This is a genomic window from Nonomuraea sp. NPDC051941 (genome assembly GCF_044593615.1).
This window is the reverse complement of record NZ_JBIUCF010000023.1, coordinates 160,920-179,137: the sequence shown is the minus strand read 5'-3', so window position 1 is coordinate 179,137 and position 18,218 is coordinate 160,920. Positions and strand designations below refer to the sequence as shown.

Genomic DNA, 18,218 nt, shown 5'->3' with positions numbered 1-18,218 from the left:
CCCGGCGGCGGTCACTGGTCCTTGACGGTGAAGCCCTGGCTCCTGGCGAACGTGGTGATCCGCGTCTGCCACTGGTCGAGCGCGGCGGCGGTGTCGGTCTTGCCGGCGAGGGACTTGCCGACGGTCTCGGTCCAGTCCGTCACCACCCGGTCGAGGAACGGCGGCCACTGGAAGGAGAGGTTGACCGTGCCGCTGATGTCGGCGAACACCTGGTTGACCTGCTGGCCGCCGTAGAAGGCGGGCTTCTCGCCGACGTAGCCCTGGTCGGCGAGAAGCGCCTTCGTCGCCGGGAAGAAGAACTGCTTGGTGGCGAACAGCTTGGCGCTCTCGGGGTCGCTGTTGAGGAACTGGGCGAACATCGCGGCCGCGATCGGGTTCTTGGTCGTCCTGGTGACCGCGCTGGTCGAGCCACCCCAGTTCCCGGAGACCGGCTTGGCCGGGTCCCATTGCGGCAGCGGAGCCGCCCGCCACTTCCCGGCGGTCGACTTGGCCGCGCCGGACAGGAAGACCGGTCCCCAGGCGGCGGTGATCCAGGTGGCGTACTTGCCTTTGTTGAGCGCGGAGTACCAGGCGTCGGTGAAGTCCGGCTCGACGCCGATGACGCCCTCCTTCGCGAGCCCGCCCCAGTACGTGGCGAGCTTCTTGGAGGTCTCGTCGTTGACCTTCACGGAGATGTCGCTCTTGTTAGCGTTAACGTAAGGCTTCGCCCCTGCCTGCCAGAGCAGGCCGTGCCAGGCGGCGGCCTCGTTCGAGGCGAGGTCGGTCAGGTAGACGTCCGGGTCGGCCGCGTGGAGCTTGCGCGCCGCGGCGGCGAACTCGTCCCAGGTCTTCGGCAGCTGGATGCCGTGCTTGTCGAAGATGTCCTTCCGGTACAGCATGCCCATCGGGCCGGTGTCCTGCGGGATCGCCCAGACCTCCCCGCCCGCGCCGCCGACCTGCCCCCACGTCCAGTCGACGAACGTGTCCTTCAGCGCCGAGGCTCCGTAGGGCCGCAGGTCCAGCAGGCTGTCGGTGATCGTGAACGTCGGGATGTACTGGTACTCGATCTGCACGACGTCAGGAGCGCCGGTGCCCGCTTTGAGGGCCGTGCGCAGCTTGGTGTACTGCGGCACGCCCTGGCCGGCGTTGACGACCTTCACCTTGATCGCCGGATACTTCCGCTCGAAGAGGGCGACCTCCTGCTGGATGTCCGGGACCCAGGTCCAGAACGTCAGCTCGGTCGGGGTGGACATCGCCTTGTCGATCTCGGCCTGGCTCACGGCCGCGGCGGCGGAGGGGGCCGGCGAAGCGGTGCCGCCGCCGCACGCGGCCAGCGCCACGGACAGCGACATCGCTCCGGCCGTGGCGAGAACGAGCCGGCGGCTGATCGGGGGGTGAGCAGATGGGGGCATGGAGAACTCCCGTCAATGAGCAAGATGATCGGCACGCCCGGTGACACTCGGGTGGCCGTGACGGTCTGGCTGGACGCCGATCGACGCTGATCAGCGAGAGGTCGCGCGCCCGCGTCCCGGGGTCCTCCGGGGCGGGGGCGCGGTCGAGGCGCGGACGACGAGCTCGACCGGGTGGTCGGCCGCCGATGGAAGGTCTTCGTGCGGCCGTTCGATGGCGTGGACGAGGAGCCGCAGTCCCCCCGTCGCCACGGCGTCGAACGGCTGGCGCACCGTGGTGAGCGGAGGGGTCACGTACGCGGCGACGGGGATGTCGTCGAAACCGACGACGCTGACGTCGTCCGGCACCCGGCGCCCGGCCTCCGTCAGCGCGCGGATCACGCCGATGGCCATGTCGTCGTTCGCGGCGAACACGGCGGTCACGTCGCCGTCGGAGGCCAGCCGGCGGCCTGCCGCGTATCCCGACGCGGCCGACCAGTCGCCCTCGACGACCGGCGGTTCGCCGAGGCCGCGGGCCGCCAGCGCGGCACGCCACGCCGCGAGCCGCTCCCTTGCGGCATACCAGCGCTGCGGACCGGCGACGTGGTGGACGGTCGCGTGCCCCAGATCCAGTAGATGCTCGGTGGCCGCGTGGGCCAGCTCGCCGGAGCCGACGCCCGCAGTCACCACGCGTGGGGCGGAGAAGGGCAGCGGAGTGCCGTAGACGAGGACGGGCACGTCGGCGCGGACGAGCTCCGCTCCCTCGTCTATCGGCTCGGAGATGACGATGCCGTCCACGCCCTGCTCCAGCAGGGATTCCACGGCGCCGGCGATGCCCGACGGGTCGCCCTCCATGGTGTTGACCACGCGGAGCGCGTAACCCGTGTCCCGGACGGCCCGCTCGATGCCCATGAGCAGCGAGGCGGGACCGTACAGGGCCGTCCCGAGCGTCACCACTCCGATGGAACGGCTCCGCCCGGAGGCGAGCGCGCGAGCCGCGTTGTTGAGCCGGTAGCCGAGCTCCTCGGCGGCGGCGAGGACGCGCCCGCGCACCTCGGCCGAGACGTACTGCTCGTTGTTGAGGACCCTCGACACGGTCTTCTGCGAGACGCCCGCCAGGCGTGCCACGTCCACGGCCCGCGGCATGGGAGCGTTTCCGCCCCGCCTCACCTCTCGTGTCATGGTCACTCTCCCGACGGCAGCCGACCTCATGTCTGTCGAGGTCAATCATGTGACTGCGCAGTCATGTCTGCGCAGTCATATCTACGCAGGCCGGGAGACACACGTCAAGAGTCCGCAACACATCCGTAACCCACGACAGGCAGCCGACAGCCTCCCGACAGGTGCGGCTGGTTTCGTGGCAGAGGTAAACGGCGGCGCCGTCCCACGCGCGCGGCGAGGGCGGTCGACCCCACGGAGAGATATCGGGAGGTAGTCATGAACCAGTCGTATGCCGGATTCGCCGGCGACCCCGCTCTGGAGCTGGACCAGGCGTTCAAGGTGAACACGCTTGGCGAGGACCGTGCCAGCGCCACCATCAGCGCGGTCACGCGGATCTGCTCCGGAACGGTGTCCTGCTGTGCCTGATCCTTCCGGGTACGCCCTCGCGGGCGTACCCGCCCCTTTACGTGCGGCTCCGCTGGCCGAACGCCTCCGGGCCCCCTCCCCCGGCCCGCCGGGCGAGGACGCCAGGCAACGGCTGGCCGGATGGCGCTCCGCCAAGCCGTTCGACACGCCCGGGCTCTGGCAGCGGCGGCTGGCGGCCGACGGCCTGGACGAGGACCGCCTGCTCACCCTGCTGGCGGGCCCCGCCGGCACCGGTGAGCAGCCGGAGTGGATGGACATCGTCCACGACAGCGGCTTCCTCCTGCACGGCGGCCCGGGCGCGGACTGGGAACTGACCCGGATCAACCTGCTCTCGACGCTGGTGGCCCCGCTGCCGCGGCACGGCCGCGAGCTGCTGCGCGCACGGCTCGACGGGCTCGGCGGCGCGCTGTTCGAGGACGGGGTGTTCCTGGAGCAGGCGTACGGGCCGCTGACGGAGCTTCTCCATCGCCTCGTGGCGCGTACCGCCGTGGTGGAGCTGCGGGAGGCGCGCGACGCGGGCGTGCTGGGAGAGGGCGGCAGCGAGGAGCGGTTCCGCCGTTTCCTGGCCGGCTACGAGCAGGCCGAGGGGCGGGCGCGGTTGCTGGAGAGGTATCCGGTGCTCGTCCGCCAGCTCGCCGTCGCCGTGCGGAACTGGGTGCGCACCAGCGCGCTGCTGGCCGAGCGGCTGGTGGCCGACGCGGACGCCCTCGGGGTGACGAGCCCGCCGGCCGAGCTGCACAGCGGCCTCGGTGACCGGCACAGGGGCGGGTTCAGCGTGTGCAGGCTGCGCTTCCACGACGGTCTTCAGATCATGTACAAGCCGCGGCCGCTCTCAGTGGACGTGCACTTCCAGCGGCTGGTCCGCTGGTTCAATGAGCACGGCGCGAGCCGTCCGCTGCGGACCCTCGAGGTGCTGGACCGCGGGGAGTACGGCTGGGTGGAGTACGTGCGGCCGGAGCCGTGCGCGAGCCGCGAGGCGCTGCGCGATTTCTACCACCGGCAGGGCTTCCTGCTCGCACTGCTGCACCTGCTGCGGGCCACCGACTTCCACGCGGAGAACCTGATCGCCGCGGGCGACCAGCCCGTGCTGGTGGACCTGGAGTCGCTGCTGGCCCCTGAGCTGCCGCTGCGCGACACGAGGGTGACGGCGGTCGAGCACGCCATGGGCCGCCTCACCCTCGGGTCCGTGCTGGCCGTCGGACTGCTGCCGCAACCGGCCTGGACGGCCGAGGACGGCACGCTGGTCGACGTGTCCGGCATGGGCCACCCCACGAACCTGAACACCCCGATGCCCGTTCCGTTCCTGGTGGACCTGGGCAAGGACACCATGCGCATCGAGCTGGCGCACAAGCCGATGGAGGCGCCCGGCCACCGGCCCGTCGCGCCGGACGTCCCGCTCGACCTGAACGAGTTCCGCGAGGACGTGCTCGACGGGTTCACCGAGGCGTACCGGATCTGCGAACGCGAGCGGGAGGCGCTCGCAGGCGTGCTGGAGATGTTCCGAGGCGACCGGGTCAGGGTGATCGTCCGTCCGACCATCCTGTACGAGGCCATCCTGCGCACCGCCTTCCACCCGACGCTGCTGGGCGACGGCGCAGACCGTGACCGGCACTTCGACGCTCTGTGGCGGGAGTCGCCGTACCTGCCCGCGCTCGACCCGTGCATCGCCGCCGAGCGCCGCGACCTCTGGAACAACGACGTGCCGTACTTCAGCGCCATCACCGACGGCGACGCGCTGCTGGGCAGCGGCGACGAGCCGGTGCCCGGAATCTCGGTGCGGCCCGCGATGGACGCGGTGCTCGAACGCCTGCGCACGTTCGGGCCCGAGGACTACGCCAGGCAGCGCTGGCTGGTGCACGGCACCATCGGCCTGGCCGCCGCGAACGATCACAGCCTCCAGGTCATGCCGTCCTACCGGCTCGAACCGGTCACGGGAGAGCCTGACGCCCTCGTGGCCGCCGCCGTACGCATCGGCGAACACCTCCACGAGCTCGCGATCACGGCGGAGGGAGGCGCGCAGTGGTTCGGGGTCAACGCCACCACGGACGGCCAGTGGTCGCTCGGGAGGTTGCGGCCCGATCTGTTCCACGGGCTGAGCGGCATCTCCCTGTTCCTGGCCCACCTCGGCGCGCTGAGCGGCGACGACCGGCACACCGGGCTGGCGCGCGCCGCCCTGGAGACCGCCCTGGAGCAGGTCGGGCGCGGCCTGCTGGGCCGGGATCTCGGGATGATCGGGTACGGCGGCTTCGTGTACGCCCTCAGCCACCTCGCCGCCCTGTGGCGGGACGACCGCCTGCTCGGCCGTGCGACGAGCCTGCTCGATCCGCTGAGCGCCGCGATCGAGGCCGACCGCGAGTACGACATCGTCGGGGGCTGCGCGGGCGTGCTCGCCTGTCTGCCCAGCCTGCACTCCCTGACCGGGGATCGGCGCGTGCTGGAGGTCATGGACAAGGCGGCCCGGCACCTGTTGAACAGCCGTACCGGACCGAGCTGGTTCTCCGATTCCCTTCGAGGCCACGCGGACCGCCCTATCTCGGGCTTCTCCCACGGAACGGGCGGCATGGGGTGGGCGCTGGGGCTGGCGGGCGAGCTGCTCGCGGAGGACGCCTACGTACGCGCGGGCGTCGAGGCCATCCGCCACGAGCAGGAGAGCTTCGACCCCGGCACGGGCACCTTCACGGAGCTGCGCGACCATTCCGCGATCGACCTTCCCGCCGACGCGCCGCCCACCACGTTCTGGTGCTACGGCGCGATGGGCATCGGTCTCAGCCGGGTGCTGGCCTCCCGATGGCTGCCGGCGTCACTCGCGCGGGCCGAGGTCGACGCGGCCCTGACGCTCACCAGGGCGCACGGCTTCGGGCGCAGCCAGTGCCTGTGCCACGGCGACTTCGGCAACCTCGAACTGCTCCTGCAGACGGCGCAGCTCAGGAACGATCCTGAGCTGCGCGCGGAAGCCGCCGGTCTGGCGCACGCCTCCGCTGCCCGGCAGGAGTGGGCGTGCGGCACGGTGAGCGGGGTCCAGGTGCCGGGCCTGATGACCGGGCTCGCCGGTATCGGGTACGGCATGCTCCGCGCCGCCGGCCCGGACCGCGTTCCCGCCGTGATCGCCCTGGAGCGCCCGAGGTGACTCCTCAGCCCGCCTCGGCGCTGCCGTTGCCGTTGCCGTTGCCGTTTGAGGCGGACACCAGCCCGGCGATGTAGTCGGAGACCGCGGCGACGGTCGGTTGCCGCCACAGCAGGGTCGTCGGCAGCGAGCACCGGAACCGTTTCTCCAGCCGCCGCCGGACCACCACCGTCAGCACCGAGTCCAGCCCCTGCTCGACCAGCGGCCGGTACGGCGACAGATCGGCAGGGGCCAGCCGCATCTCCTTGGCGATCTGCGCGCCGACCTCTTCGAGCAGGAACGCGCGCAGCTCCGCCGGTCCCAGGTCGGCGATCGACTCGGCGGGCCGCACGCCGTCGGCACCGTTCTCCGCGCCGTTCTCAGCACCGGTCGGCACGTCGATCACCGGGTAGCGCAGACCCGACAGCCAGCCGACGACGGCGCCGGCACCGTCGGTCACCCGTACCTGCACCGTGTCGGCGTGCTCGGGATCGAGCCACACCTCGATGTCCACCGTGCTCGGCGGCTCCCCGAGCGTGACCAGCCGATCAACGTGCGTCACCATGCGCAGCAGCGGGTCGCCGGGGAACGCGCTCGGCGCCACCGACATCGCCGCGTCCAGGACGGGCGCCCACGTGGCGGACGGCCCGCACCGTACCCGGGCGCGCAGCGCGCCGTGGCCGCGCAGCAGCTCCTCGACCTGCCAGTCGAACCCGGTCTCCGGTACGCCGACGGCGGCGAGCCGCTGTCCGACCAGGCCCGGCTCCACCGGCGTGAGCGGCCGCGCCGGTGGCACGGGCGCCTCCCCCGGCGTCGAGGGCACCGTGGCGGTGGCGATCAGCTGCCAGGCGGCGTCCGGCTCGCCCGCGGCACGGGCGGCCAGCCGCAGCTCGCTCCCCTGCCGCACGACCTGGACCTCGCGGCGGTCGGCGGTCAGCAGCGGCGCCGACATCGTCACCTCGCCGAGCAGCTGACCTCCGGCGGCGGCGAAGAAGGTCGCCGCGAGCACCGCGGCCGGCACGATCTCCACGCCCTCGATGGCGTGGCTGCCGGGATAGGGCCGCGTCTGGTCGTCCACGCCGGTCCGCCAGAGCCGTACGTCGGTGCCCGCGAGATCGACGCCGTCGCCGAGCAGCGTGTGCGTGTCCGGGTCGTGGCCGCGGCCGGCGGTGTCCGGGGCCGACGGCGTACGCCAGTGCCTGCGGTGCTGCCAGGGGTAGGAGGGGAGCACGACCGGACCGCCGGCCGGCTGCAGCCGCTCCCAGTCCACCTCGAGGCCGGCGCAGTGCGCCGCGGCCACTCCGGCCGGCAGCGTGACGCTCGGGGGACGGTTGCGCCGCAGCGACGCGCCGACGAAGACCTCCTCGTGCCCGCCCGCGCCCAGCGTCTCCAGCACCGAATGGGTGACCACCGGGTGCGGGGAGATCTCGACGAACGCGCGGTATCCGTCCTCCGCGGCCGCCGCGACGGCGTCGGCCAGGCGCACCGGTCGGCGCAGGTTGGCCGCCCAGTACGTGCCGGCGAAGCCATGTTCCGCCCGCGGATCGTCCAGCGCCGTCGAGTAGACCCGGATACCGGGGGCGCCGGGCGTGAGGTCGGCTGCGGCGGCGGTCAGGTCGGCCAGCAGCGGATCCATCTGCGGCCCGTGGAAGGCCACGTCCGAGGCGACCCGGCGGGCCGGGATCCCCTCCTCCAGCCAGCCGGCCAGCACCTCGGCGACGGCGTCCGGATCACCGGAGACGACCGTCGAGCCGGGCGACGACGCGATCGCGGCGACCACGTCCGTACGGTCTCCCAGCAGCCGCGCCGCCTCATCGAACGGCAGCTGCACCATGGCCATCGCGCCGCGACCGGCGACCCGCCGCAGCAGCCTGGACCGCCGGCAGATCAACCGGGCCCCATCGAGGCGGCTCAGCGCCCCGGCCGTCACGGCGGCGGCGATCTCGCCGACCGAATGGCCGATGACCGCGTGCGGGCGCACCCCGTACGCACGCCACAGCTCGACGAGGCCGAGCTGCATCGCGAAGATCATGGTCTGGATCCGGTCCACGTCGATCAGCTCGTCCTCGGTGAGCGCCTTCCGTGGCGAGAAGCCGATCTCGACGGAGAACACCGGCTCCAGCTCGTCGATCACCGCGGCGAACACCGGCTCGGTCTCCAGCAGTTCCCGGCCCATGCCGGCCCACTGCGAGCCGTGTCCGGAGAACACGAACACCGGGCCGGGGCCGGGGTCGAGGAGCACCCGTCCGGTGGTCACGGCGTCGTGCGGGGTGCCGGCCGACAGGGCGCGCAGCCGCACGGCCAGCGCGGCCGGATTGTGTGCCGCCACCACCGCCCGGTGCGGCAGGTGGGCCCGGCGCAGGGCGAGCGTGTGCCCGACGTCGGCCGCCGGCAGGCTGCCGGCGACGTCGGCGAGGTTGCCGGCGGCCTGCCGCAGCGCCGCCCGCGACGCGGCGGACACCGGGAACAGCCGGCCCGCGGCCCCTTCGGCGGAAAGTCCCGCGATCCCTTCAGCGGATGGCTCTGCGGCCCCTTCGGCGGATGGCCCGGCGGCCCTTTCCGCGGACGGCCGGGCCGGCGGCGCCTCTTCGAGAACGACGTGGGCGACGGTGCCGCCGTAGCCGAAGGCGGAGACCGCGGCCCGGCGCGGATGCGGGGAGCCGGGCCACGGCGTCGGCGCGCCGACCACCCGCAGCCCGGCGCCCTCCCAGTCGACGGCCGACGTGGGGGTGTCGAGCCGGCTCGGCGGGATCTCGCCGCGTTCGAGCGCCAAAACGGCCTTGACCAGGCCGGCGATGCCGGCGGCACCCTCGAGGTGACCGATGTTGGACTTGGCCGAGCCGATCAGGCACGGCTGCTCCGGCGGCCGGCCCGCCCCGTACACGGCGCCCAGCGCGCCCGCTTCGAGAGGGTCGCCGACCGCGGTGCCGGTGCCGTGCGCCTCGACGTAGCCGACCGTGCCCGGCTCGACGCCCGCCTGTCGCAGCGCGCGGCGCATGACGTGCTCCTGCGCCTGGCCGCACGGCGCCATGATGCCCGCGGTGCGACCGTCCTGGTTGACCGCGCTACCGCGGATGGTCGCGAGGATCCGGTCCCCGTCGCGTACGGCGTCGGCGAGCCGCTTGAGCACCACGACCACCGAGCCCTCGCCCCGCCCGTACCCGTCGGCCGCGGCGTCGAACGACTTGCTGCGCCCGTCCGGTGCGAGGGTCCCCGCGGCGTCCAGGGTGAGCGTCTCGCCCGGGGACAGGATGAGGTTGACCCCGCCGGCCAGCGCCACGTCGGTCTCGCCGGCCCGCAGGGCCTGCACGGCCAGGTGGACGGCCACCAGCGACGCCGAGCAGGCCGTGTCCACCGCCAGGCTCGGTCCGCGCAGGTCGAGCGCGTACGACACGCGGTTGGCGACCGCGCAGCCGGCGGCGCCGATCCCGGTCCACGCCTCGATGTCGGGCAGGTCCTCCAGCAGCCGATGCCCGTAGTCGCCGGTGCAGACGCCCACGTACACGCCGGCGTCCGTGCCGGCCAGCGCGTCCGGCGACACCCCGGCGTGCTCCAGCGCCTCCCACGCGGTCTCCATCACGAGCCGCTGCTGCGGGTCCATCAGCTCCGCCTCACGCGGCGAGAGCCCGAAGAATTCCGCGTCGAAGTCGGCCACCCCGTCCAGGAAGCTGCCGTGCGCGAGGGTGCGGCGTACCGCCGCCGCGTACGACGGGCCGCGGTCGGCGTAGTCGCGCCAGCGGTCGGCGGGCGCCGGTCCGCTGGCGTCCCGTCCCTCGCACAGCAGGTTCCAGTACTCCTCCGCCGAGCCGACGCCGCCGGGCAGGCGGCAGCCGATCCCGATCAGCGCGATCATCTCGACCGGTCGATCCATCACACGTCACTCCGCATCCGCGCCCACACGGGCGACTCGAGAATCTCCACGACGGCGGCCGAGATCGTCACGCCCGGTCCGAAGCCGAACATCAGCAGGTGGTCGCCGGGCTGGAGGGCATGGTCGCGGACCAGGTGCTCCAGCGCGAGGATCTGGTCGCTGGCCCCGCAGTGGCCGATCGTCCGGCCGAAGTCCCAGGCCGACCGGGACGCCGGGATGCCCAGCCGGTGCTCGCAGATCTGGTCGGCGATCTCCTGGGAGGTGTTCATGCACGCCACCCGGGTCACGTCGTCCGGCTTGATCCCGGCCTCCGACAGGGCCCGGTCGATCACTTCGGCCATCCGCTCGTCCAGCGTCACGAGCACCCCGGTGCCGTCGCCCTCGACGACCGCGCGCCGCCGGAACACGTCGTTGTGCGCCCCGAAGTCCACCGTGCGGCCCTCGGTGACGCCGGGCGGGAACAGCGGCTCGGCGCAGCGGTGCATCTCCTCGGCCTCCGACACCGACATCGTGCACACCGACGCCAGCCGGGCGAACCCCGGCTCGGTGTCGAGCACGAGGGCGCTGCCCGCGTCACCGGCGACGGCCGCGGGCAGCATCCGCCACCGGTCGACGAGCGGGGTGCCGTAGTTGTCGGCGGCGACCAGCAGCGCCGCCTGGCGGCCTGGCGCCGCGCGCAGGTAGCTCGCGGCCAGCTCCAGGGCCGCGAACATGCCGTTGCAGCCCTGCTTGAGCTGGGTGGACAGGACGCCGTCGCCGACCAGGTGGCGTTGCACGTACGCCTGGGGCGGCCAGCCCTCCGGGCCCTGATGCCAGGTCGAGACGTACAGCAGCAGGTCCAGCTCGGTCGGGGAACGTCCGCTGCGGGCCACCGCGCTCCGCGCCGCCCGTAACGCCATCTCCGGTGGCGGGACGTCACCGGCCACCGCGACCGCGGCGAGCCGGTGCAGCTCGACCTCCTCGGCCGAATACCACCCCGCCGCCACGGCCTGCTCCACGCTCACCGTGGCAGGGAGGTAGGACCCGACCCCGCTGATGTACATGTCCGCCGTCTCCATGCCGCCTCCCGGGCTCGTCGAACTCGATCCTCGATGCGGGCGCCTGCTCAGCCGGGCCCGCCGGGGGCGTACTCCTGGGGGACGTCGAGGATTCGCAGGACGGCGCAGGCCATGGTGGTGCCGGCGCCCAGCCCGACGAGCAGCATGTAGTCGCCGCGGGCCAGCGCCCCGGCGGCCATCAGGTGGTCGAGGGCGACGAACTGGTCGCTGACCCCGAGGTGCCCGACGCTCGCGCCGTAGTCCCAGGTGGTGTCGGCCAAGGTCAGCCCGAACCAGTTCACCCCCCGGTGCTCCAGGTCGTCCCAGCGCCCGTGCGGGAAGGCCACGCGCGCCACCTCGTCGAGGGTGATCCCCGCCTCCTTGAGCGTGCGGTCGACCAGCCCCATCAGCGTCGTCTGGATCGCCAGCATGACGTCGGAACCGTCGCGGGCGAAAAGGCGCTTGCGGAACTCGCGGTTGCGGGAGGCGAAGTCGAGCGGCCGGCCGACGGTCGCGTCCGGCGGGAACATCGGCACGCCGCCGTCGTTGACCGACTCGGCCTCCGGGAGCACGACCACGTTGACCGAGCGCAGCTCCGCGAAGCCCGTGTCCGTGGTGAGCAGCAGCGCGCACCCGGCGTCGCCCATCACGTTGCCCTCGATCATGCGCCACCGGTCGACCAGCGGGGTGCCGTGGTTGTCGGCGCCGAGCAGCAGCGCGCTGCCGCCCGGCCGCAGGTATCCGGCGGCGAGCTGCAGGGCGCTGAACAGCCCGCAGCATCCGTGCCGCAGCTCGACGGACAGGACGTCGCCGCCGATGAGGTGCTGTTGCAGGTAATACTGCGGCTGCCAGCCCTCCGGTCCCTGGTGCCAGACGTCGGCGTACAGCATGAGGTCCAGATCGCGGGGTGACATCCCGCCGGAGCGCTCAAAAGCGTGGCGGGCCGCGCGGAGCGCGAGCTCCGGAGCCGGTACGTCGCCGGCCACCGCCGCGCCGCCGAGGCGGAAGTACTCCATCTCGTCGGCCGGGTAGCGGCCCTCGGCGACGGCCGTCTCGACGCTGACCACCGGCGGCAGATGGACGCCGATACTGCGCAGGAAAATGTCGGGTGTCCGCATGCGTCCTCCTTCAGCGGTGCGAAAGGCCGTCGGGCCTCACTGGGGGCCCGCCGTCGCGGCCGGGTTCTCCGCCCCGTCGCGGAGCAGCAGCATCGGATCGCTCAGCTCGTACAGCCCGCACATGGGAGGGCAGGCCTCGTAGCCGAGGAGCCGCTGGATGTCCTCGGGATAGCCGCGGACGGTGTCCAGCGGCAAGGACAGGTAATGGTTCTCCTCCTGGCGGAGGTTGCCGAGGTCGTAGGCGTACGACAGGCCGGTGCGCGGCGCGTCGGAGGCGTTGACGCCGGCGCCGTGGTAGGTGCTGCCGAGCCACAGCAACGCGGCACCGGGCCGCATCTCGGCGGGGACCGCCTCGTCGTCGCGGGGCGCCCGCTCGTCGTCCCACCGATGGCTGCCCGGGATCACGCGGGTGGCACCGTTGCGCGCGGTGAACTCGCTCGCGGCGACCATGACCTGCACGCGGCTCTCCGGACCCGGGTGGGTACGGAGGTGGGCCGTGTCGTCCCGGTGCAGTCCCTGGAGCGGCACGCCGGGCCTGATCTGGATCGCCCGCGATATGCCGAGCTGGATCGTCGGGACGAGCTCCACGCGCTGCTCGCCAAGCCAGGCTTTCACCGGGCGCTGCAGGAAGTGCCGCGCGCAGCCGAGCAGGTGGGGCTGCCGCATGATCGCGATCGAGTGCCCGCTCCGGCGTATCAGGCCCGGCAGGATCCGGGTCTTCTCGCCGACCAGCCGGCCGTCGCCGTCCGCCTGGCGTTCCAGGTCCGGGCCCAGGTCGTCCCACAGGCCGCGGAGCGTTCCTGCGTCGACGAAGTCCTCGATGATCACCGCTCCGTCCCGGTCGACGACGTCGATCGCCTCGGCGAGCGGCGCCGACCCCGGCAGCGTGGTCAGCTTGGGGTCACTCATCGCGAAGCCTCCTGTCCTGGGCGGCCGAACCATCGGGTGAGGGCGCCTCGCAGCGACGCCGGGTCACCGGGCGTGCTCCAGGCGACGAAGCCGTCCGGGCGGATCAGCAGGGCGTCCGCCGGGGCCTCGGCGCATTCGGCCGTGACCACGTCGATCCGGTCGGCCCAGGGTTCGGCGAGTGCCCGCGGCTGGGCGCCGGCGCCGAGGTCGAGCAGCAGCGCCCGCCCGGTGCGTTGCAGCTCCGCGAGCCGTACGGGGCCGTCGGCGCACCGCAGCCGCAGATCCGGGCTGTAGCGCCCGACCAGCGGACCGGTCAGCGACGGGTCGCCCATGTCGTAGCTGATGTGCAGGTCGTCGACCAGGGAGGTGAGCTGCCGGTTCGCCTCGTCGCGGAGCAGCAGCTCCGTGAGCAGCCGGCGCAACGCGTCGACGTACGGGCCGGGGCGCATCAGCGCGATCGAGGCACGCTGGATCTCCAGCGTCTGCTCGCCGATCGGGTGCCGCTCGGAGTGGTAGGTGTCGAGCAGGTCCTCATGGCACCAGCCGCGCGCGACCGCGGCGAGCTTCCAGCCGAGGTTGAGGGCGTCTCCCAGCCCGAGCCGCAGTCCCGGGCCGCTCCAGTGCGAGTGGACGTGTGCCGCGTCGCCGGCGAGCAGCACCCGCCCGCTGCGGTACGTCTCGGCCTGCCGCGCGTTGTCGGTGAACCGGGTGATCTTCTTGACCTCGGTGACCGTCACCTTGGTGCCGCTGAGCCGGCGCAGCGACTCCTGGAACTCCTCGAGCGTGATGGGGGCGTCCCGGTTCGCCGGCGGGCCGTCGAACTCCAGCGTGATGAACCGGGGCGGTCCCTCCTCGTACACGAGGAGCCCGCCGTCCTTGCGGAACCAGCCGGGGAGATGGAATTCGGGGTCGTCGATCTCGGCGAAGGCGCGGTATCCGGCCGTGACGCCGTCCGTGCCCGGGAAGGCGATGCCCGACAGCTTCCTGACCACGCTCCGGCCACCGTCGCAGCCGGCGAGCCATTCCGCCTCCATCCGGTACGGCCCGTCCGGGCCTTCGACGTCGAGACGAACCCGGTCGTCGTCCTGGACGAAACCGGTGACCGTGTGGCCGCGTCGTACCTCGACGCCCAGGTCCGCCGCGCGCCGCGCCAGGTCCTCCTCCAGAAGCTGCTGGGGCACCAGCAGGTCGGGGGACTCCGGGCGGAGCAGGAACATGGTGGCGAAATGCCGCGCGCCGGGGAACGCCTTGGGGAGCAGGCTGTCCGGCCGCCGCTCCCCCTCGGCGATGCGATCCTGCTGCTCGGACGTCAGCGGCGCGGCAGGCGCCTCGGTCACCCCGATCATGAGACCGCGACGGTCCATGATGTCGATGGCCCGTCCGGTGATGCCCTCGGCCTTCGGGCGCCATTCGATCGCGGGCAGCCGTTCGAGCACCACCACCGGAACGCCGTGGAGGGCCACCTCACAAGCGAGCATGAGCCCCACCGGTCCCGCACCGACAACTGCGACCTGCGCATCCAGATACGCCATTAACACCTCTGCTGGAGGAGAGAAAGAGACTGCTGAAAAAGCTGCCGGGTCGCCACTACAGACCGGCGATACTCACGGCGGTTCGCAACGTGAGTGTTGACAGATGTGCCTCCGGGCGGTCAGCGCCGATGCTAATCGGATGATCCATAAATGACTAGTGGTGTCATTTTTCGGACTCACCATGCATAATCATCAGCGCCGATGATCAACGGCGTGCCGGGCCGGCGCGCAGGTGGGAGGTTGCCGGATGAGCGATGGTCGGAAGGCCCAGCCGTTGGAGACCGACCGGCCCAATCCCTTCGACCCGCCCGTCGAGCTGCGGAAGCGAGCCCCGCTCAGCCGGCTCGCCTATCCTGACGGGCACGTGGGCTGGGTGGCGACCGGGTACGCCGTCACCCGCGCCATCCTGGCGGACCCACGCTTCAGCACCCGGCGCGAGCTGCTGCACCAGCCGGTCGGCCGCGAGCGCGCACAGCAGCGGCCGACGCCGGCCGAGCCGGGGATCTTCCCCCACATGGACCCGCCCGAACACACCCGGTACCGCCGCCTGCTGAGCCGCCATTTCGGCCCTCGCCGCGTCGCCGAGCTGACGCCCGCGATCCGGCGGTACACCGCGCAGGCGCTCGACGCCATGGCGGCCGCCGGGCCGCCCGCCGATCTCGTCGCGTCGTTCGCCGTCCCGGTTCCGGCGCTGGTCATCTGCGAGCTGCTCGGCGTCCCCGCGCAGGATCGGCACGTGATCCAGGCGGCCACCGGAGTGATGAACGACCTGGACTCCACACCGGGCCAGACCGCCGAGGCCGTGATGTCGATCACGGAGACGGTGCGCGGCCTCCTCAAGCGCCTGCGCGCCGGATCAGGCCCGCCGGACGACGGGCTGCTGGCGCACGCCGTGGCGACCGGCGGCCTGAGCGACGACGAACTCACCAACCTCGGGATGGTGCTGCTGGCCACCGGCCATCTGCCCACGTCGAGCATGCTCGCGCTCGCGACCTTCGTGCTGCTGACCGACCCGGCCCGGCGAGCCCGCCTGGCCGCGGACCCTGAGCTCACCGAACCGGCGGTCGAGGAGCTCCTGCGGTACCTGTCGATCCTCCAGTTCGACGTTCGGCGCACCGCGCTGACGGACGTCGAGCTCGGCGGCCAGGTCATCGCGGCCGGCGAGACCGTGGTGCTGGCGCTGCCGGTCGCGAACCGGGACCCGGAACGCTTCCCCGACCCGGACACCCTGGACCTGGCCCGCTCCGCGACCGGGCACCTGGCCTTCGGGCATGGCATCCACCAGTGTCTCGGCCAGCATCTCGCCCGGGCCGAGCTCCGCATCGCGCTGACCGCGCTCTTCGAGCGCTTTCCCGACCTGCGCCTGGCCGTTCCGGCGGCCGAGGTGCCGACCCGCGACCGCATGGCGGTGTACGGGGTGGACCGCCTGCCGGTCACCTGGGGCGCCGCCCCGGCGGACCGTTCGAGCGAAGGGTGACTTCGGATCATGCGTTACAGGACCTTGGGCGATTCCGGCCTGCGGGTGTCGGTGGTCGGTCTGGGCTGCAACAACATCGGCTCGCGGATCGACGTGGCCCGTACCAGGGAGGTGGTGGACGCGGCGATCGAGGAGGGCGTGACGCTCTTCGACACCGCCGAGGCGTACGGCGCGGTGCACGGCGCCTCCGAGGAGATCCTCGGCGAGGTGCTGGCCGGCCGGCGGGACCAGGTGGTGCTGGCCACCAAGTTCGGCAGACCTGGCGACCAGGGTGCGGCGTCCGGAACGCTGGGCGGCCGGTCGTACATCCGGCGCGCGGTGGAGGGGTCGCTGCGCCGCCTGCGTACCGACTACATCGACCTCTACCAGTACCACTTCCCCGACGGCGTCACCCCGATCGAGGAGACGCTGGAGGCCCTGACCGAGCTGGTGCGCGAGGGCAAGGTGCGCTACGTCGGCAGCTCCAACTTCGCCGGCTGGCAGATCGCCGAGGCCGCGCACGTGGCCCGCGCGAGGGGATGCGCACCGTTCGTGTCGGCGCAGAACCACTGGTCGTTGCTGGAGCGCGGCGCCGAACGCGAAGTGGTGCCGGCGGCCCTGCACTACGGGGTCGGCGTGCTGCCGTACTTCCCGCTGGCCCACGGGCTGTTGACGGGGAAGGTGCGGCGCGGGCACGAGCCGCCGGCCGGGAGCCGGCTCGCGGAGCGCCCCCACCTCGTCACGCCGGAGAAGCTGGACCGGGTGGAGGCGCTGACGTCCTGGGCCGACAAGCACGACCGGTCCCTCCTGGACGTGGCCATCGGCGCGCTGGCGGCGCTGCCCGGCTGCGGCTCGGTGATCGCCGGCGCGACCGCCCCGGAGCAGGTCCGGGCCAACGCGGCCGCCGGCGACTGGGAACCGACCACCGAGGAACTCGCCGAGATCACCGGGCTGATGCCGCTCCTCGCGGCGGTTTGACGATGCGAGCCTCGTACGTCAAGGCGTCATTTTCGCCAAGCTTGCGATCTCCTGGCCCGACCCGCCGTCCACGGCCACCCGCCCCGCCGCGACGAGCCCGTCCAGCACCCGCGAGAACTCGAACAGCTGCAGCCCCGACAGTGCCTGAAGCTTGCGCAGCTCGGACGTGCCGTTGGCGCGGAGCACGTCCAGCAGCGCCTGCTCGGCGGGCGGCGTCTGCTCGAAGGCGGGCCGCAACGAATTCACCAGCTCCCGCAGGACCTTCTCGCCGATCAGTGCCTGCAACGACAGACCCAGCACGTACGACTTGACCTGCTCGGGAAGGGTGGCCTCCCGCCCCGAGCGCAGGGACGCGATCCGGTCTTCGACCACCTTGACCTCGGCGGGCGTGAAGTTCTGCAGCGCCGCCACCGCGTAATGGAACAGCGCGTCCGCGCCCCGCTCGAACGGGAACCCGCGCATGATGTCGCCGACCCCCCTGGACCGGATCCTGGCCCGACCCCGATCCACCGCCCGGTCGGCGGCCGACAGGATCACCGTGAGCACCGCGCTCGGCCCGACCCCGACCACCTGGTTGCCCGCCGTGATGTTGAACAACGAACTGCGGAACAGCGCCCCCGACCCGAACCCCGCCGCCAGCACCTGCGTGAACATGACGCTCTCCCCCGTGGCGCCGAAGGTCCACCCGAACTGCGTGACCGTCCACAACGCCGCCGCCGCGCCGCCCGCGTTGACGGCGACGTAGAAGGCCGCCGGCACCGACCACAGCGCCCCGGCGGGGTTGTCGCGATACCGCGACACCAGCTCGGCCAGCGCGACGAGCGCGCCGATGAGGACGACCGCGAGAAAGGGCACCCACATGGCTCACACCTCGCGATACAGGTGGACGACCTCGTCGCCGGGAGGTCCCTTGACCGTCACCAACCCTTCTTCTGTCAGCTCGGCCAGCACCGCCGTGAACTGCTGGAACGACAGCCCTGCCCGGTCCTGCAGCTCCGCGATGCGCATCTGGCCGCCGGCGTCGACCAGCGCCCGGACGGTCTCGTGGGTTCGGGGCGAGCCGAGGGCACGGCGGAACGCCGAGGCCCCGCCGTCCTCACCCGTGGCCCTCGACAGGTCGTGCACCGAGCTGTCGCCCCGGCGTGGAGGCGGAGGGACGTTCGACGGTCCCGGAAGGCGCTCAGATGACATGGGAATCCTTCTGTCAGCCTGCGCTCACCTTGCGACAGCCGGTAGCCGATGTCAATGTCGACCGGCATG

General features: G+C 72.5%; 13 protein-coding genes. 4 read left to right on the top strand and 9 right to left on the bottom strand.

Annotated elements, in window-relative coordinates:
- Window positions 1-11 precede the first annotated feature (11 nt).
- Entirely contained in the window at window positions 12-1,391 is a 1,380-nt protein-coding gene (locus ACIHFD_RS34645; RefSeq protein WP_397370522.1) for an ABC transporter substrate-binding protein, read from the bottom strand.
- Between the two features lie 90 nt (window positions 1,392-1,481).
- The gene (locus tag ACIHFD_RS34640) at window positions 1,482-2,549 is read right to left on the bottom strand and encodes a LacI family DNA-binding transcriptional regulator (protein ID WP_397370521.1); all 1,068 of its coding nucleotides are present in this window, start codon (window positions 2,547-2,549) and stop codon (window positions 1,482-1,484) included.
- A 255-nt stretch (window positions 2,550-2,804) separates the two neighbouring features.
- On the opposite strand from ACIHFD_RS34640, the gene ACIHFD_RS34635 reads away from it, so the two are divergent.
- Both ACIHFD_RS34635 and ACIHFD_RS34630 read left to right on the top strand, forming a co-directional pair.
- Window positions 2,805-2,954, top strand: coding sequence for a hypothetical protein (locus ACIHFD_RS34635; protein ID WP_397370520.1), 150 nt, complete (start codon window positions 2,805-2,807; stop codon window positions 2,952-2,954).
- Window positions 2,947-6,081, top strand: a complete 3,135-nt coding sequence (locus ACIHFD_RS34630; protein ID WP_397370519.1) for a type 2 lanthipeptide synthetase LanM family protein — start codon at window positions 2,947-2,949, stop codon at window positions 6,079-6,081. Before ACIHFD_RS34635 ends, ACIHFD_RS34630 begins: the two co-directional genes overlap by 8 nt.
- Before the next feature lie 4 nt (window positions 6,082-6,085).
- Here the strand turns inward: ACIHFD_RS34630 and ACIHFD_RS34625 are convergent, their stop codons facing one another.
- The 5 genes from ACIHFD_RS34625 to ACIHFD_RS34605 are packed head-to-tail and all read right to left on the bottom strand — an operon-like array spanning window position 6,086 to window position 14,524.
- Window positions 6,086-9,928: a type I polyketide synthase gene (locus ACIHFD_RS34625; RefSeq protein WP_397370543.1), complete on the bottom strand. Its 3,843-nt coding sequence runs from the start codon at window positions 9,926-9,928 to the stop codon at window positions 6,086-6,088.
- Window positions 9,928-10,986 carry a ketoacyl-ACP synthase III family protein gene (locus ACIHFD_RS34620; protein ID WP_363975825.1) on the bottom strand — a complete coding sequence of 353 codons (1,059 nt, stop codon included), beginning with the start codon at window positions 10,984-10,986 and terminating at the stop codon, window positions 9,928-9,930. The genes ACIHFD_RS34625 and ACIHFD_RS34620 overlap by 1 nt, the downstream gene beginning before the upstream one ends.
- 47 nt (window positions 10,987-11,033) lie before the next feature.
- A complete protein-coding gene (locus ACIHFD_RS34615) occupies window positions 11,034-12,083 on the bottom strand; it encodes a ketoacyl-ACP synthase III family protein (protein ID WP_397370518.1) in 1,050 nt (349 codons plus the stop codon).
- 36 nt (window positions 12,084-12,119) lie between these two features.
- Window positions 12,120-12,992, bottom strand: a complete 873-nt coding sequence (locus ACIHFD_RS34610) for a phytanoyl-CoA dioxygenase family protein (RefSeq protein WP_397370516.1) — start codon at window positions 12,990-12,992, stop codon at window positions 12,120-12,122.
- Window positions 12,989-14,524: an FAD-dependent monooxygenase gene (locus ACIHFD_RS34605; protein WP_397370514.1), complete on the bottom strand. Its 1,536-nt coding sequence runs from the start codon at window positions 14,522-14,524 to the stop codon at window positions 12,989-12,991. The genes ACIHFD_RS34610 and ACIHFD_RS34605 overlap by 4 nt, the downstream gene beginning before the upstream one ends.
- Before the next feature lie 247 nt (window positions 14,525-14,771).
- Here ACIHFD_RS34605 and ACIHFD_RS34600 point away from each other — a divergent pair, with 247 nt between their 5' ends.
- Both ACIHFD_RS34600 and ACIHFD_RS34595 read left to right on the top strand, forming a co-directional pair.
- Window positions 14,772-16,001 (top strand): cytochrome P450, encoded by a 1,230-nt coding sequence (locus ACIHFD_RS34600; RefSeq protein ID WP_397370513.1) that lies wholly within the window; start codon window positions 14,772-14,774, stop codon window positions 15,999-16,001.
- 9 nt (window positions 16,002-16,010) lie between these two features.
- Window positions 16,011-16,958 (top strand): aldo/keto reductase, encoded by a 948-nt coding sequence (locus tag ACIHFD_RS34595; protein ID WP_397370512.1) that lies wholly within the window; start codon window positions 16,011-16,013, stop codon window positions 16,956-16,958.
- 18 nt (window positions 16,959-16,976) lie between these two features.
- On the opposite strand, the gene ACIHFD_RS34590 is transcribed toward ACIHFD_RS34595, so the two are convergent.
- Both ACIHFD_RS34590 and ACIHFD_RS34585 read right to left on the bottom strand, forming a co-directional pair.
- Window positions 16,977-17,819 carry a hypothetical protein gene (locus ACIHFD_RS34590; protein WP_397370511.1) on the bottom strand — a complete coding sequence of 281 codons (843 nt, stop codon included), beginning with the start codon at window positions 17,817-17,819 and terminating at the stop codon, window positions 16,977-16,979.
- A 3-nt stretch (window positions 17,820-17,822) separates the two neighbouring features.
- The gene (locus ACIHFD_RS34585; RefSeq protein WP_397370510.1) at window positions 17,823-18,149 is read right to left on the bottom strand and encodes a hypothetical protein; all 327 of its coding nucleotides are present in this window, start codon (window positions 18,147-18,149) and stop codon (window positions 17,823-17,825) included.
- Window positions 18,150-18,218 lie beyond the last annotated feature (69 nt).

Excerpts from the sequence above, each read along its gene's own strand:
- ACIHFD_RS34645 (WP_397370522.1), bottom strand. The coding sequence starts at position 1,391 with ATGCCCCCATCTGCTCACCCCCCGATCAGCCGCCGGCTCGTTCTCGCC.
- ACIHFD_RS34640 (WP_397370521.1), bottom strand. The coding sequence starts at position 2,549 with ATGACACGAGAGGTGAGGCGGGGCGGAAACGCTCCCATGCCGCGGGCC.
- ACIHFD_RS34635 (WP_397370520.1), top strand. The coding sequence starts at position 2,805 with ATGAACCAGTCGTATGCCGGATTCGCCGGCGACCCCGCTCTGGAGCTG.
- ACIHFD_RS34625 (WP_397370543.1), bottom strand. The coding sequence starts at position 9,928 with ATGGATCGACCGGTCGAGATGATCGCGCTGATCGGGATCGGCTGCCGC.
- ACIHFD_RS34620 (WP_363975825.1), bottom strand. The coding sequence starts at position 10,986 with ATGGAGACGGCGGACATGTACATCAGCGGGGTCGGGTCCTACCTCCCT.
- ACIHFD_RS34615 (WP_397370518.1), bottom strand. The coding sequence starts at position 12,083 with ATGCGGACACCCGACATTTTCCTGCGCAGTATCGGCGTCCATCTGCCG.
- ACIHFD_RS34610 (WP_397370516.1), bottom strand. The coding sequence starts at position 12,992 with ATGAGTGACCCCAAGCTGACCACGCTGCCGGGGTCGGCGCCGCTCGCC.
- ACIHFD_RS34605 (WP_397370514.1), bottom strand. The coding sequence starts at position 14,524 with ATGGCGTATCTGGATGCGCAGGTCGCAGTTGTCGGTGCGGGACCGGTG.
- ACIHFD_RS34600 (WP_397370513.1), top strand. The coding sequence starts at position 14,772 with ATGAGCGATGGTCGGAAGGCCCAGCCGTTGGAGACCGACCGGCCCAAT.
- ACIHFD_RS34595 (WP_397370512.1), top strand. The coding sequence starts at position 16,011 with ATGCGTTACAGGACCTTGGGCGATTCCGGCCTGCGGGTGTCGGTGGTC.
- ACIHFD_RS34590 (WP_397370511.1), bottom strand. The coding sequence starts at position 17,819 with ATGTGGGTGCCCTTTCTCGCGGTCGTCCTCATCGGCGCGCTCGTCGCG.
- ACIHFD_RS34585 (WP_397370510.1), bottom strand. The coding sequence starts at position 18,149 with ATGTCATCTGAGCGCCTTCCGGGACCGTCGAACGTCCCTCCGCCTCCA.